Source organism: Streptomyces sp. NPDC012935, assembly GCF_042900345.1.
Taxonomy (GTDB): Bacteria; Actinomycetota; Actinomycetes; order Streptomycetales; family Streptomycetaceae; genus Streptomyces.
Genome location: NZ_JBIBBC010000007.1, coordinates 266910 through 281964 on the forward strand (window position 1 = coordinate 266910; position 15055 = coordinate 281964).

At 70.4% G+C, this 15055-nt stretch carries 14 protein-coding genes; 7 read left to right on the forward strand and 7 right to left on the reverse strand.

Annotated elements, in window-relative coordinates:
- Window positions 1-24: 24 nt before the first annotated feature.
- Complete coding sequence (locus tag ACFY5C_RS19690; protein WP_389445832.1) at window positions 25-822, forward strand: maleylpyruvate isomerase family mycothiol-dependent enzyme; 798 nt, start codon at window positions 25-27, stop codon at window positions 820-822.
- 91 nt (window positions 823-913) lie between these two features.
- Here ACFY5C_RS19690 and ACFY5C_RS19695 read toward each other — a convergent pair whose 3' ends face one another.
- The 7 genes from ACFY5C_RS19695 to ACFY5C_RS19725 form a co-directional block, all read right to left on the reverse strand.
- Window positions 914-1570: an LAETG motif-containing sortase-dependent surface protein gene (locus ACFY5C_RS19695; RefSeq protein WP_389445834.1), complete on the reverse strand. Its 657-nt coding sequence runs from the start codon at window positions 1568-1570 to the stop codon at window positions 914-916.
- Between the two features lie 182 nt (window positions 1571-1752).
- Window positions 1753-2874, reverse strand: a complete 1122-nt coding sequence (locus tag ACFY5C_RS19700) for an LOG family protein (protein WP_389445836.1) — start codon at window positions 2872-2874, stop codon at window positions 1753-1755.
- 37 nt (window positions 2875-2911) lie between these two features.
- A complete protein-coding gene (locus tag ACFY5C_RS19705) occupies window positions 2912-3331 on the reverse strand; it encodes a VOC family protein (protein WP_389445839.1) in 420 nt (139 codons plus the stop codon).
- A gap of 140 nt (window positions 3332-3471) precedes the next feature.
- The gene (locus ACFY5C_RS19710; protein ID WP_389445842.1) at window positions 3472-4962 is read right to left on the reverse strand and encodes a hypothetical protein; all 1491 of its coding nucleotides are present in this window, start codon (window positions 4960-4962) and stop codon (window positions 3472-3474) included.
- On the reverse strand, window positions 4944-5684 hold the full coding sequence (locus ACFY5C_RS19715) for an ABC transporter ATP-binding protein (RefSeq protein ID WP_389445844.1): 741 nt from the start codon (window positions 5682-5684) through the stop codon (window positions 4944-4946). Before ACFY5C_RS19715 ends, ACFY5C_RS19710 begins: the two co-directional genes overlap by 19 nt.
- A 184-nt stretch (window positions 5685-5868) precedes the next feature.
- Entirely contained in the window at window positions 5869-7242 is a 1374-nt protein-coding gene (locus ACFY5C_RS19720; RefSeq protein ID WP_389445847.1) for an aspartate aminotransferase family protein, read from the reverse strand.
- Between the two features lie 19 nt (window positions 7243-7261).
- Window positions 7262-7777: an Lrp/AsnC family transcriptional regulator gene (locus tag ACFY5C_RS19725; protein WP_328422862.1), complete on the reverse strand. Its 516-nt coding sequence runs from the start codon at window positions 7775-7777 to the stop codon at window positions 7262-7264.
- Window positions 7778-7945: 168 nt separating this feature from the next.
- On the opposite strand from ACFY5C_RS19725, the gene ACFY5C_RS19730 reads away from it, so the two are divergent.
- The 6 genes from ACFY5C_RS19730 (at window position 7946) to ACFY5C_RS19755 (ending at window position 15044) form a co-directional block, all read left to right on the forward strand.
- Window positions 7946-9385, forward strand: coding sequence for a gamma-aminobutyraldehyde dehydrogenase (locus ACFY5C_RS19730; RefSeq protein WP_362384112.1), 1440 nt, complete (start codon window positions 7946-7948; stop codon window positions 9383-9385).
- A 159-nt stretch (window positions 9386-9544) separates the two neighbouring features.
- Entirely contained in the window at window positions 9545-10735 is a 1191-nt protein-coding gene (locus tag ACFY5C_RS19735; protein WP_389445850.1) for a spermidine/putrescine ABC transporter substrate-binding protein, read from the forward strand.
- A 269-nt stretch (window positions 10736-11004) separates the two neighbouring features.
- A complete protein-coding gene (locus ACFY5C_RS19740; RefSeq protein WP_389445853.1) occupies window positions 11005-11394 on the forward strand; it encodes a lipocalin-like domain-containing protein in 390 nt (129 codons plus the stop codon).
- Between the two features lie 122 nt (window positions 11395-11516).
- Entirely contained in the window at window positions 11517-12392 is an 876-nt protein-coding gene (locus ACFY5C_RS19745; protein ID WP_389445856.1) for a fumarylacetoacetate hydrolase family protein, read from the forward strand.
- A 61-nt stretch (window positions 12393-12453) separates the two neighbouring features.
- Window positions 12454-13377 (forward strand): VOC family protein, encoded by a 924-nt coding sequence (locus ACFY5C_RS19750; protein WP_389445859.1) that lies wholly within the window; start codon window positions 12454-12456, stop codon window positions 13375-13377.
- A gap of 26 nt (window positions 13378-13403) precedes the next feature.
- Window positions 13404-15044: a bifunctional 3-(3-hydroxy-phenyl)propionate/3-hydroxycinnamic acid hydroxylase gene (locus ACFY5C_RS19755; protein ID WP_389445861.1), complete on the forward strand. Its 1641-nt coding sequence runs from the start codon at window positions 13404-13406 to the stop codon at window positions 15042-15044.
- Window positions 15045-15055 lie beyond the last annotated feature (11 nt).

The window sequence follows — 15055 nt, forward strand, 5'->3', positions numbered from 1 at the left end:
CACCCCGCACCTAGGGTGCGGGGCATGACGTCACTCCCGCACGATCGCCACTGCGACGAAATCGCCCACCAAATCGGCCTGTTGAGGGCCGTCGTGACTTCGGGCGCCGACCTGTCGGCCACCGTGCCGACCTGCCCGGACTGGTCGCTGGAACAGCTCGTCCGGCACACGGGCGGAGCCCTGCGGTGGGTGGAGCTGACCGTGCGGACACGGGCCGAGGCGGAGATCCCGGAGGATCGGGTGCCGGGGATCGCCGGCCCGGAGAGCGACGGGGACGCCGCCGCGCTCGACGCCTGGCTCGCGGAGACCGGCGAGATGATCGTCGGCACGCTGCGGGAGGCCGGCCCCGACGCCAAGGTGTGGAGCTGGGCCGGGGTGTTCAACGCCGGGTTCTGGGCCCGCCGTATGACCCACGAGGTCACGATCCACCGCGCGGACGCGACCCTCGCCGCCGGGCTGCCCTACGAGGTCGCCCCCGACATCGCCGCAGACGCGATCGACGAGTGGCTGGAGATCGTCGAGTGGGCGCAGCGGACGCTGCCGGACGACCCGGCGCGGGAGCTGCGCCGTCCCGGGAGCAGCATCCATCTGCACGCCACGGACAGCGCCGCCGAGCTGAACGCCGAATGGTTCGTCGAGCTCGACCAGGACGTCGTCGCCTGGCGGCGCGGCCACGAGAAGGCGACCGTCGCGCTCCGCGGCCCGCTCACCGCCGTACTGCTCGCCTTCTACCGCCGGCTGCCGCTGGACAGCCCGGAGTTGGAGGTCCTCGGCGAGCGGGAGCTGCTGGAGTTCTGGCTGGAGCGGGCGACGTTCGGCTGACAGGCGTGGGGCGTGGCCCCGGGGGAACAGGCGTATGGCCCGCCCCCCGGGGGGCGGGGGCGGGCCACAGCGGCGTTGCTCTACGGGCGCGTCAGCGGTCGCTGCTCGCCCCGCGGCGCCGCAGTCCGAAGAAGACCGCGCCGCCACCGATGGCGACCAGGCCGACCGCGATGCCGGCGATCAGGCCGGTGTTGGAGTTCGCACCGGTCTCGGCGAGGTTGGAGTCATCGGTCGCCGGGGACGGGGCGCTGCTCGCCGTGTCCGCGGGAGCGGTGTTCGTGCTCTGCGAGGGCGTCGGGGCCGGGGTCTCCTCGGCCGGGGTCGAGGCGGAGTCCGACGGGGTCGGGGTGTCCGACGGAGCCGGCGGCTCCTCCTCTTCCTTTTTGCAGGCGGTCGACGGGGTCGTCAGGTTCGGCTTGATGTCCTCGTCGACGTAGCCCGCCGCCTTGACGTGGACGCGGTACTCGGCGTCCGGCTTCCAGTTCTCGGCGAAGGTGATGGTGACACCCTCGCGGGAGCCCTTGACCACCTGCTCGCCGACCTTCTTCAGGTCGGCGCCGTTGTTCTGCAGGTAGACGCTGACGGTCGCGGGGATGCCGCTGGGGTCCACGTCGGTGACCGTGATGACGCCCTTGTCGCCGTCGCACTTGGCTTCGGCGGAGAATTCACTGATGTCGCAGGCGAGGGCGTTGCCCGCGAGGCCGAGCGCGAGGGCGGCGGAGGCGGACGCAACACCAAGAGCGCGCACGGAGCGCGCAACAGTACGGCGGTTTATGGACACGTTTGTCCTTACGAGTTGCACTACTGAGGGGGGTTGAACGAGGCGGCGATGGGACACATCACCGTCCCCAGGAGTCTCACAGGTTTATAAGCGTGGCATAAGCAGTGTCAACGCATATGCCGCCCACGCGCGTTGGCTTTGCCCTCTTATTAATCGCTGAGGCGTTTCAGCGCCTGCGGAGCCTGCTCGATCCGGTCGACCAGGGCGATACGGGACTCCATCGACCGATCCCGGGCGAGGGCCTGCAACAGCGGCCAGGTCGGCAGCTTCTGAGTCCAGTGGGCCCTGTTCACCAGCACCATCGGAGTGGGCTCGCCGCGCGACTCGTAGTAGTTCGGCGTCGCGTTGTCGAAGATCTCCTGCACGGTGCCGGCGGCGCCCGGCAGGAAGACGACGCCCGCGTTCGAGCGGGCCAGGAGGCCGTCCTCGCGGGTGGCGTTGGCGAAGTACTTCGCGATGTGGGAGGCGAAGGGGTTCGGCGGCTCGTGGCCGTAGAACCAGGTCGGGATGCCGACGGAGCGGCCGCCCTGCGGCCAGCGGGTGCGCACCTCGAAGGCGGCCGTCGCCCACTCGGTGATCGACGGCGTGAACAGGGGCGCCTTTGCCAGGAGTCGGAGGGCCTCGCCGAGCATCTCGTCGTCGTGCGGGGCGGCGTACGCGCCGAGGTTCGCCGCTTCCATCGCGCCCGGGCCGCCGCCGGTGGCGACCGTGAAGCCGGCGCGGGTCAGTTCCCGGCCGAGCCGCGCGGCACCCTCGTACTCCGGCGTGCCGCGGCGCATCGCGTGGCCGCCCATGACGCCCACCACCCGGGCGCCGGACAGGAGTTCGTCGAGCGCGTCCGATATGGAGTCGTCGTGGATCGCGCGGAGCATGGAGGCGTGGATGTCGCGGTCGGCCTTCGTCCGCTGGAACCAGGCGTACGCGTGGGCGTCGGGCGTGTTCTCGTAGCCGTCCGCCAGCGACGCGAAGAGATCGTCGGGTGTGTAGACCAGGCCCCGGTACGGGTCGAACGGCAGGTCGGGGACCGGCGGAAAGACCAGGGCGCCGTCCGTGCGGATCTTCGCGGCCGCGTCCTCGCGCATCGGGCAGCCGAGGAAGACGGCGCCCGCCGTGTCGGTGCTGAGCAATTCGCGCGTACGGTCCGTCAGGTCGACGGCCTGGATGCGGAATCCGGCGAGGGAGCCGCGCGCCGAGACGGTCGCGTCGAACTCCTCCAGCGTCTCGATCTCACGGTCGTTGTGGTGGGCCGCATGGGCGGGCATCGTCTGCACCCGCCCATGCTAGGCACCACGCAGGGGACGGCGGGGATCAGCCCTCGATGGCCGACGGGTCCATCCACACGACCTCCCAGGTGTGGCCGTCGAGGTCGTCGAAGGCGCGGCCGTACATGAAGCCGTGGTCCTGGGTCTCGCCGGTGACGGAGCCGCCCGCGGCGACCGCCTTCTCGACCAGCTCGTCGACCTTCTCGCGGCTCTCGGAGCTCAGCGCGATCAGCACCTCGCTGGTCTTCGTCGCGTCCGCGATCGGCTTCTTCGTGAACTGCGCGTACTTCTCGTGGGTGTGCACCATCGCGACGATGGTCTCGCTGATCACGACCGACGCGGTCGTGTCGTCGCTGAACTGCTCGTTGATCGCGAAGCCGAGCTCCGTGAAGAACTTCTTCGAGGCGTCGAGGTCGGTCACGGGCAGGTTCAGGAAGATCATCTGCTGGTAGGCGGGGGCGGTCATCGTGGTCTCTCCCTCGGGTGGCTGCTGCTTTCGCTGCTGTTCGGTGGGATAGACCGGGGGTCCGAGCGGAAGTCATCGCCGGGCGGAGATTTTCTCGTACGAGTTTTTCGGCGGGGCTCGGCGAGGCCCGCTGGATGGCGTCAGCGGGTCAGGGGCGCCGCGGCCAGTTCGGCCACGATCAGGGTGAGCGGGCAGAAGAAGACAAGCAGCGCACCGGCGCGCAGGGCTGCCGCGCTGCGGAGCAACGTGGTGGGGGCGCCGAGGCGGAGCAGTGCGGCCGTGGTGTCGGCGCGGGCCTGCCTGGCCTCCACGGCGGCCGTGAGGAGGGTGGCCACGGCGCAGCCGGTGACCACGGTGGCGCCGATGGCGGTGAGGGGGCCGATGGCGTCGGTGGCCGCGGGGGAGGACAGGGGCGCCATGGCGTACGCCGCGGAGGCCACGGCGCAGACGACGCCGAGGGGGCGGCCGATGCGGGTGGCTTCCGCCATCAGGACGCGGCCCGCGAGGAGGCGTACCGCGCCCGGGCGCACGGCCTGCAGGACACGGCCGCACAGGTGGGTGAGGCCGGGGGTGGCGAGGGCCAGCCCGAGGGCGGTCAGGAGCCAGCCGACAAGGACTCCGGCGGGGCCGGTGGGGAGGGCGGCGGGAACGGTGAGGGGGGTGGGCGTGGCGGTGCGGCCGGCGTACGCCTCCACGGCGATGCCTGCGGCGAGGACCGCGATGCCCCAGGGCAGGCCGGCTGGGGGTTTGCTGGGAGCCGGAAGCCGGGTCATATGGGCCGGCGCTTGACTGGCGTCGTCAGCTGCGGGGTCGGTCGCGCGGTCCGGCGCCGGGGAAGTGCCGTCGGTGTCCGGGACGGACGCCGCCTCAGCGGCACGACTGCCGGCGGAGGGCGCGGCAGCGCCTTCGCTGTCCTCCGCGGTACCGGGCGCGCTGTCCTCCGCGGTACCGGGCGCGCTGTGTTCTGCCGTACCGGTACCGGTACCGGGCCCGGCCTTGCCGCCCCGTCGCAGGTGGGAGCCGAACCGCCCGTACGCACCGAAGGTTTCCCGCGCCACGGTCCTGCCGTACTCCCCGAAGGCGCCGTACGTCCGCCTCGCGCCCCGTGCCCCGGTGGGTCCGGGCTCCTTCGGGCGCAGGACCAGCGCCACCGTCGTCGAGGCGATGGCCGGGGTCAGGGTCAGCAGGGTCAGGGCGGCCGGCAGGGGGAGGGGGGCGTTCGCTGCCAGGAACTGCGACGCGGCGCCGTCGAAGGGCATGCCGGTCAGGTCGCCCCGGAGGTGGAGGAAGACGAGCAGGGCGAGCATCGAGCCGAGGGCGCAGGACAGGGCCGTGGTGGTGGCCGAGACGAGCATCAGGCGCGCCGGGCCCAGTCCGATCGCCGAGAGGCCGGGGCGGGGCTTGGTGCCGGGGTCCGTGCGGGCCACCGCCACCGCGAAGTGGACCGTCGCGGCCAGCGGGGGCACGCACCAGGCAAGGCGCAGGACCGCCGCGGACGTGTCGGTGTGGGACATGGCGTAGCCCAGGGCGCACAGCAGCAGGAAGCCCGTGCCCGCCGACGCCGCTGCCAGCAGCAGGCGGCGCAGCTGTACGGCGGGCTGGGCGGCGCGGCTCAGACGGAGAGCGAGCACGCGGCCCGGCCTTCCGTCGCGGTGACCGGGGGCAGGTGCACCGTGCTCACGCGCCGTCCGTCGAGCAGGGCGAGGGTGCGGTCGGCGACGGCCGTGTTCTCCGTGTCGTGGGTGGCCAGGACGACGGTGATGCCGTGTGAGCGGGCCGCTGTCGTCAGGGTGCGCAGGACGTGCGCGCGGTCGGCGCGGTGCAGCGGGGCCGTCGGCTCGTCGGCGAACAGGACCGTGGGGGAGGGGGCCAGGGCACGGGCGATGCACACGCGCTGGCGCTCGGCCTGGACCAGCTGGTGCGGGCGCTTGCCGGCCGCCTCGCCGACGTCCAGGCGGTTCAGCCACTCCAGTGCGGTCGTCTTGGCGCGGCGACGGCTGGTGCCGCGCAGCATCAGCGGGAGCGCGGCGTTCTCCCAGACGTTCAGCTCGGGGACGAGCGAGGGGGCGGGGTCGATCCAGGTGAAGCGGTCGCGGCGGAGCCGTTCACGCGCCATCGGGGTCATGGTGTGCACCGGCACGCTGTTGAACCAGACCTCGCCGCTGCGGGCGGGGGCCAGGCCGGACAGACACTGCAGGAGAGCCGTCTTGCCGCTGCCGCGGGGACCGGTGACGGCGAGGATCTCACCCTCACGCACACCCAGCGAGACCCCGCCGAGTGCGGGGGAGCCGTCGCCGTGCGTGAAGTGCAGCGCGCGTGCCCAGAGCACGTCGTTGTCCGGCGGAGCCTCCATGGGCGTACACCTCGTCAGATCCGTAGTTCCCGGGCCGTTCCCCCGTGCGGGGGAACGAAGACAGGGCCGATCGGTTACAAGGCACGCTAAGGATCCGGGGGCGCAACGACGGACAGCACGCGGCGGGGGTGCACCCTTCTCACTCCTACGGGTGCACCCCCGCCGTCGCACGAACCTCGTGAGGCTAGAGCTTGGTCCACGCCTCCGTCAGCGTCGCACGCAGGATCTGCTCGATCTCGTCGAACGTCTCCTGGTTGGAGATCAGCGGCGGCGCGAGCTGGACGACCGGGTCCCCGCGGTCGTCGGCACGGCAGTACAGGCCGTTGTCGAACAGGGCCTTGGAGAGGAATCCGTACAGAACCCTTTCGGTCTCCTCCTCGTTGAACGACTCCTTGGTCGCCTTGTCCTTGACGAGCTCGATGCCGTAGAAGAAGCCGTTGCCGCGGACGTCGCCGACGATCGGAAGGTCGTACAGCTTCTCCAGCGTCGAGCGGAACGCGGCCTCGTTGTCGAGGACGTGCTGGTTGAGCTTCTCGCGCTCGAAGAGGTCGAGGTTGGCGAGGCCCACCGCGGCCGACACCGGGTGGCCGCCGAAGGTGTAGCCGTGCAGGAAGGTGTTGTCGCCCTTGTAGAACGGCTCGGCCAGGCGGTCGGAGATGATGCAGGCGCCGATGGGGGAGTAGCCCGAGGTCATGCCCTTGGCGCAGGTGATCATGTCCGGGACGTAGCCGAACTTGTCGCAGGCGAACATCGTGCCCAGCCGGCCGAAGGCGCAGATGACCTCGTCCGACACCAGCAGCACGTCGTACTGGTCGCAGATCTCGCGCACCCGCTGGAAGTAGCCGGGCGGGGGCGGGAAGCAGCCGCCCGCGTTCTGGACCGGCTCCAGGAAGACCGCGGCGACGGTCTCCGGGCCCTCGAAGAGGATCTGCTGTTCGATCTGGTCGGCGGCCCAGCGGCCGAAGGCCTCCGGGTCGTCACCGAAGATCGGGGCGCGGTAGATGTTGGTGTTCGGCACCTTGTGCGCGCCCGGGACCAGCGGCTCGAAGGGGGCCTTGAGGGCCGGCAGGCCCGTGATGGACAGGGCGCCCTGCGGGGTGCCGTGGTAGGCGACCGCGCGCGAGATGACCTTGTGCTTGGTGGGCTTGCCGGTCAGCTTGAAGTACTGCTTGGCCAGCTTCCAGGCGGTCTCCACCGCCTCGCCGCCGCCGGTGGTGAAGAAGACCTTGTTGAGGTCGCCCGGTGCGTGGTCGGCCAGCCGGTCCGCCAGCTCCACGGCCTTGGGGTGGGCGTAGGACCAGATCGGGAAGAACGCCAGCTCCTGGGCCTGCTTGGAGGCGGTCTCGGCCAGTTCGACGCGGCCGTGCCCGGCCTGCACCACGAACAGGCCGGCGAGCCCGTCGAGGTAGCGCCTGCCCTTGTCGTCGTAGATGTAGGTACCTTCGCCCCGGACGATCGTCGGGACGGGAGCCTTCTCGTACGAGGACATACGCGTGAAGTGCATCCACAAGTGGTCGTACGCGGTCCTGCTGAGGTCCTGAGGGCTGTTGGTGCTCACGGTTATCGGGTCCTCACGGTTATCGGGTTCCCCACATGTAGGTCTGCTTCTTGAGCTTGAGGTAGACGAAGCTCTCCGTCGAGCGCACTCCGGGGACGGCACGGATGCGTCGGTTGATGACGTCCAGGAGGTGGTCGTCGTCCTCACAGACGATCTCCACCATCAGGTCGAAGGACCCGGCGGTCATCACCACGTACTCGCATTCGGCCATGGCGGTCAGTGCGTCGGCCACGGACTCCACGTCGCCCTCGACGTGCACGCCGACCATCGCCTGCCTGCGGAAGCCCACGGTGAGCGGGTCCGTGACGGCGACGATCTGCATGACGCCCTGATCGAGCAGCTTCTGGACGCGCTGGCGCACAGCCGCCTCCGACAGGCCGACGGCCTTGCCGATGGCGGCGTACGGCCGGCGGCCGTCCTCTTGAAGTTGTTCGATGATGGCGAGGGAGACGGCGTCCAGCTGGGGACCGCCGTTCCTGGACTCGCGGGAGTCCCTGTGCTCTGCGCTTCGACTGGCCACGACGTCACTGTGCACGACGTCTCGACAGTTCCGCAAGGCCGAGGCGATGAAATTCGTTGTTTACGCGACCGAGACCTGCGGATTTCGCAGAAGGGGCACCGGCGGGGGTGTTGAAAACGTGGGTCAGCCGATTAGGGTGGGTGTCTCAGAGAATGGACAGTTCGACCTGACAGGAGGCCGGCAGTGAGCACCGAGCTGCGTCGTCTGCGCAACTACATCGACGGTGAGTTCCGGGACGCCGCCGACGGACGGACCACCGAGGTGGTCAACCCCGCGACGGGCGAGGCGTACGCAACCGCACCGCTGTCCGGGCAGGCGGACGTCGACGCCGCGATGGAGGCCGCCGCGCGCGCCTTCCCCGCGTGGCGTGACGCGACCCCCGCCGAGCGACAGAAGGCCCTGCTGAAGATCGCCGACGCGTTCGAGGAGCGGGCCGAAGAGCTCATCGCGGCCGAGGTGGAGAACACGGGCAAGCCGATCGGACTCACGCGGTCCGAGGAGATCCCGCCGATGGTCGACCAGATCCGCTTCTTCGCGGGCGCGGCGCGGATGCTGGAGGGCCGTTCGGCCGGTGAGTACATGGAGGGCCTGACCTCCATCGTCCGCCGTGAGCCGATCGGTGTCTGCGCGCAGGTCGCGCCCTGGAACTACCCGATGATGATGGCCGTATGGAAGTTCGCGCCGGCCCTCGCGGCGGGCAACACGGTCGTCCTCAAGCCGTCGGACACCACCCCGGCGTCGACCGTCCTGATCGCCGAGATCATCGGAGGCATCCTGCCCAAGGGTGTCTTCAACGTCATCACCGGCGACCGTGACACCGGGCGGCTGATGGTCGAGCACCCGACTCCGGCGATGGCCTCCATCACCGGTTCGGTGCGGGCCGGTATGTCGGTCGCCGAGTCCGCCTCCAAGGACCTCAAGCGGGTCCACCTGGAGCTGGGCGGCAAGGCACCGGTCGTCGTCTTCGCCGACACCGACATCGCCAAGGCCGTGGAGGACATCTCCGTCGCGGGCTTCTTCAACGCCGGGCAGGACTGTACGGCGGCCACCCGTGTCCTCGTCCACGAGGCCATCCACGACGAGTTCGTGCAGGCGCTCGCGAAGGCCGCCGCCGACACGAAGACCGGGCAGCCGGACGACGAGGACGTGCTGTTCGGCCCGCTCAACAACCCGAACCAGCTCAAGCAGGTCTCCGGGTTCATCGAGCGGCTGCCCGCCCACGCCAAGGTCGAGGCCGGCGGTCACCAGGTCGGTGACAAGGGGTACTTCTACGCGCCGACCGTGGTGTCCGGGCTGAAGCAGGACGACGAGATCGTCCAGAAGGAGGTCTTCGGCCCGGTCATCACCGTGCAGTCCTTCTCGGACGAGGCGCAGGCCGTCGAGTGGGCCAACGGCGTCGAGTACGCCCTCGCGTCGTCCGTGTGGACCAAGGACCACGGGCGCGCGATGCGGATGTCCAAGGCGCTGGACTTCGGGTGCGTATGGATCAACACGCACATTCCGCTGGTCGCGGAGATGCCGCACGGCGGGTTCAAGAAGTCCGGGTACGGCAAGGACCTGTCGGCGTACGGGTTCGACGACTACACGCGGATCAAGCACGTCATGACGTCTCTGGACGCGTAGTTCTTCTGCTGACGGGGCGCGGGGGGCTGTTCGCGCAGTTCCCCGCGTCCCTCAGGGAGTTGCGGTTCCGCGACTGATCGACAAGGTGTCCGATGGACGCCGTAGGGCTCGACGGGACGTCGATTGCCCGGCCGCCGGCCGCGGCGGCATGCTGCGGCAATGGCCCTCCCCGCGACGAACTCCCCGCTGCCCCGCCGGACTCTGCTGCGAACCCTCGGCGCCGGTGCGCTGCTTGGCGGCCTCGCCGGCTGCGGGGTGCCCGCGGCCTACGTGCCGCCCGCCGAGCGGGCCGCCGCCGATCTCTCCGGCACCGACAAGCGGCTCACCTGGGCGAACTGGCCGCTGTACATCGACACCGATGACGAGGACCAGACCCGGCGGCCGACGCTGGAGGCCTTCCAGAAGCGCACGGGCATCTCCGTCGAGTACGTCGAGGAGATCAACGACAACGACGAGTTCTTCGGCAAGATCAGCCCCGCCCTGATGAACCATCAGCGCACGGGCCGCGACCTCGTCGTCATCAGCGACTGGATGTGCGCCCGGTTCGTACGGCTGGGCTGGGTGCAGGAGATGGACCGGGCGCGCCAGCCGAACGTCACGAAGTACCTGGACCCGCTGCTGCGTTCACCGGCCTTCGACCCCGGACGGAAGTACACCGTGCCGTGGCAGTCCGGCATCACCGGCATCGCGTACAACCGCCGCCGGCTGGGCCGCGACATACACAGCGTCTCCGAACTGTGGGCGAGCGACCTGAAGGGCCGGGTGACCCTGCTCTCCGGCCTGGACGAGGCGTTCGCGCTGCTCATGCAGGGCAACGGCGTCGACATCACCCGCTGGACGGCGGACGACTTCCACACGGTCTGCGACCAGGTCGAGCAGCAGGTCCGCAAGGGCCAGATCCGCCGCTTCACCGGCAACGACTACATCAAGGACCTCTCGAGCGGCGACGTCCTGGCCTGCCAGGCGTACTCGGGCGACGTCATCCAGCTCCAGGCGGACGACCCCGACATCCGCTTCGTCGTCCCGGAAGAGGGTGCCGAACTGTGGTCGGAGTCCCTGATGGTCCCTAATCTGGCCCGCCACAAGGCCAACGCCGAGCGGCTGATCGACTACTACTACGAGCCCGAGGTCGCCGCCGATCTGGCCGCCTGGGTCAACTACGTCTGTCCGGTCCCGGCCGCCCAGGACGTCCTCGCCTCCGCCAAGGACGAGGAGACGGCGGCCCTGGCCGAGGACCCGCTGATCTTTCCGGACACGGCGATGCGCCGGCGTCTGGCGATCGCTCGGGACATCACGTCGCAGGAGCGGGTGGAGTTCGCGAAGCGGTGGAACGCGATCGCGGGGTTGTAGGGCGCCTGGGGCCTTCTTGACGAACCTCCACGCTCCTGGCGTTGTGATTCGGGTTGCGGATCGCGCCGGGCGCATGGGCGCTGTCAGCCCAAGGCAGACGGAATTTTTGGTTCCGGAGACCGAGAGCCGGTGCCGCGGTCGCGGGTTGACTGGTTCGTGTGGGCGGCAGGGGCCGACCACTCGGCCCGGCCGCTCGGGCATCTCCGTGGTGCTGTGACGGTGCCCGTCGCGGTCGGGCCGACGGTACTGGAGCACGGTGCGAGGCGGACATGGACAGCTTGGTCGGAGCCTGGGAGCTTGAGGATTTCACGCTCACACGTGAGGGGACGGTCGTCCATCCGCTCGGGGAGCGTCCCAGCGGGATGCTGTTCTACACCGCCGACGGGTGGATGAGCGCCCTGCTGACAGTCCATCCCGATGATGCTCCGCTCGCGTCCCCCTTCGAGGAGACGGCCGGCGGGACCGTGGCGTATGCCGGACGCTGGGAGCGCGAGGCGGACGGGCCGGTCGTGCACCGTCTTCAGGCCAGCCACTACACACCCTGGACGGGGACGGCGTTGGTACGCGATGTCCGGCTCAACCCGTCAGGGCTGGAGCTGACAGCCGCCGGGCCCGATGAGTCCCTGTTGCGCCTGCGCTGGCGCCGGGCCGACGCCTGAGGGCCGAGGCCCGGCGGCCCCCCGCCACGTAGCCGAAGCAGCGACCTGCGCCCGCCTGGCTGATCCCCCTCTCACACCCCTTCCTTTCCCTCATCCCCCTTTTCTCATGGAGGTGTTGTGCCATGCGCACAGCCACGCTCAACAGCCGCCTGGTACTCGTCTTCCCTGACGGTGCCGTCGACGTGGAGAAGGCCAGCAACGGGCTGTTCACCTCGGACCCGCAGGCAGTCTTCGACCGCTGGGCCGAGTTCCGCTCCTGGGCCGGGTCCGCGGCCGCGACCGGCCACGAGCGGATCCCTGTGGAGGAGCGGCAGCTGGGCGCCCCGGTGCCGCGCCCGCGGCAGGTCTTCGCGGTCGCGTTGAACTACGCCGACCACGTGTCGGAGTCGGGGGTCGCCGTACCGGAGCGTCCCGCTGTCTTCACCAAGTACCCCACGTCCCTGACCGGGCCCTACGACACGGTCGCGCTGCCGAGTGCCCTGGTCGACTGGGAGGTCGAGCTGGTAGCGGTCATCGGTCGTGAGGCGTACCAGGTGGCCGCCCTGGACGCGTGGCAGTACGTGGCCGGCCTCACGCTCGGTCAGGACCTGTCCGAGCGCGGCGTCCAGTTGCAGGGACCGGCCCCCCAGTTCTCGCTGGGCAAGTCGTTCCCCGGCTTCAGCCCGACCGGGCCGGTCCTGGTCACCCCGGACGAGTTCGACAACCCCGACGACCTCGCACTCGGCTGCGCGATCGACGGCGAGACCGTGCAGGACTCCCGCACCTCCCAAATGATCTTCTCGGTGTCCGAGCAGATCGCCTGGCTCTCGTCGATCTGCCCGCTGCTGCCCGGCGACCTGATCTTCACCGGCACACCGGCAGGTGTGGGCGGCGCCCGGAACCCGCGCCGCTTCCTGGCTCCCGGTGAGGAACTGCACAGCTGGATCGACGGCATCGGTGAGCTGCGCACTGCGCTGATCGCCGGCCCCAGCTACCCGGACGGCACCCAGGCCGCCTGACGCGCGGCCCATGACTTCCCTGCGCAGATGACCGCACATTGAAGCTTCTGAGGAGACTGCCATGTCTTTGCATCGCGTGGCGCACATCACGATGGGCGTGCCCAATGTGGCCGCCACCTCGGCCTACTACGCCGATTTCGGGCTGACCGACCTCGGCGACGGCCGTTTCGCGACTGCCGACGGAGGCGAACAGCTCAAGATCGTTCAGGCGGCGCGGCGCCGCCTGGAGGACCTCACCCTGAGCGCCGACGAGCCCGACGACCTCGGCCGGATCGCCTCCGCCCTGGACCGGCTCGAGGTGCCGTTCGTCCGGCACAGCCACCGCCTGCGCGCGGTCGACCCAGGCACGGAGGTGACGGTGACCGTCGAGGTGCAGCCGCGCATCGTGCAGTCCGCGCCCGTCGCGGCACCGTACAACGCTCCCGGACGGATCGAGCGAGCCGGTGAGCGTGCCCCCGGCGTGCTGCGTGAGGGGCCGGTGCGCGTCCGCCGGCTCGGACATGTCGTCCTGGGCTCCACCGACCAGGAGGCTTCCCAGCGCTTCTTCACCGAAGGGCTCGGTTTCAAGGTCAGCGACCAGGTGCCGGGCGCGGCGTTCCTGCGCTGCTCCACCGACCACCACAACGTGCTCGTCCAGAAGGCCCCCATCTCCTTCCTCCACCACACCTCCTGGCAGGTGGACGACGTGGACGAGGTCGGACGCGGCGCCACCCGGATGCTGGAAGGCCACCCCGAGCGCCATGTGTGGGGTCTGGGCCGCCACCAGCTGGGGTCGAACTTCTTCTGGTACCTCAAGGATCCGGCCGGCAACTTCTCCGAGTACTACTCCGACATGGACTGCATCGTCGACGACCAGCTGTGGACCCCCGGGATGTGGGAGGACGCCCGCCTCGCTCTGTACAACTGGGGCCCGCCCGTACCGCCGTCCTTCCTCCGCCCCGAGGACCTCGCCGCGCTGATGACCGGCGCGCACGACGCCGGCTGAACGAACGCAAGGAGACGGAAGTACGTATGAGCATCTCCACCAAGGGCCTCGCCGAGGAGCCCTACGACGTGCTGGTCGTCGGTGCCGGGCCGGTCGGGCTGGCACTGGCCATCCAGGTGGCCGGCCGAGGCCGGCGGGTCGGTGTCGTCGAACGCTGGCCGCAGGCCTACCCGTTGCCGCGGGCGGTCGTCTTCGACCACGAGGCCGGCCGCATCCTGGCGTCCCTGGGGGTGGACATGGCCGCTGTCAGTGAGCCCGCTGTGGAGTACGAGTGGCGCAACGCAGAGGGCCAGAGACTTCTCCACTACGACTTCTCGGACGGCAGCCACTCCGGCTGGCCCAACCTGAGCGCGTTCAACCAGCCCACCCTGGAAGCGGCCCTGGAGGAGCGCGTCCGGTCGCTGCCGGGGATCGAGCTCCTGCGCGGCTGGGAAGCCGTCAGCGTCGACGAGGGTGCCACGGCCGTGGAAGTCACGGTGGCGGAGAGCGCGGGAGACGAGCCCCTGCTCCGTGACGGAGAACGCGCGCAGCGTACCCTCCGGGCCGCGTACGTCGTCGGCTGCGACGGCGCCAACAGCTTCATCCGGTCGTGCATGCGGACCTCGGTCAGCGACCTCGGCTTCAAGTTCGACTGGCTGGTCCTCGACGTCATACCCCATGACCGGGACCGCGAGTGGACGCCCCGGAACCTGCAGATCTGCGATCCGGGGCGGCCGACCACGGCGGTGGTCGGCGGCCCGGGCCGCCGCCGCTGGGAGTTCATGCGCCTGCCCGGCGAGTCCGTCGCAGAGCTCAACCAGATCGAGACCGCCTGGAAGCTGCTCGAGCCGTGGGACCTGCACCCGGGCAACGCCACCATGGAGCGGCACACCGTCTACACCTTCCAGGCACGGTGGGCGGACGCCTGGCGGGAGGGGCGGCTGCTGCTGGCCGGGGACGCGGCCCACCAGATGCCGCCTTTCGCCGGGCAGGGCCTGTGCTCAGGCCTGCGTGACGCCATCAACCTGAGCTGGAAGCTCGACCTGGTGCTGTCCGGCAGAGCCGACGAGGCGCTCCTGGACACGTACACCACCGAACGAAGCCGGCATCTGCAGCATGCGATGCAGACGTCAGTGCGCCTGGGCCGGGTCATCTGCGAGCCGGACCCGGCCGCGGCCGCCGAGCGTGACGCCCGCATGCTCGCCGACCAGGAGGCCGGTCGGGTACCGCAAGGCGACCCCTTCCTGCAGACCTTCGTGGACGGACTGCTGGACGGCGACCTCACCGGCGCCCGGGCGGAGCCGACCGGGCAGCTCAGCCGGCAGGGGCGGGTGCGGTTCAGTGGCCGTACCGGCCTGTTCGACGAAACCGTCGGCATCGGGTTCACCCTGTTCACCACGGGTGATCCGCGTGACGGGCTCGACGAGGACACGCTGGCCTGGTGCGACGAGGTCGGGCTCCGCCTGCTGAGGATCACCGACGATCCGACGGCGAACGGCCCCGACGTCGTCGTCGATCTCGACCGCACTTACGTGGCCGACCTGGCCCGGGCCGGCCTCGAGGCCATGCTGGTGCGCCCCGACTTCTACGTCTTCGGCGGCGCCAAGAGTACGGCCGACGTCCCGCGTCTGGTGGCTGCGCTGCGCGGCAGGCTCACGGCGGTACCCGCCTCGGAGCCCACGGCCTGAGCCGTCGGCGC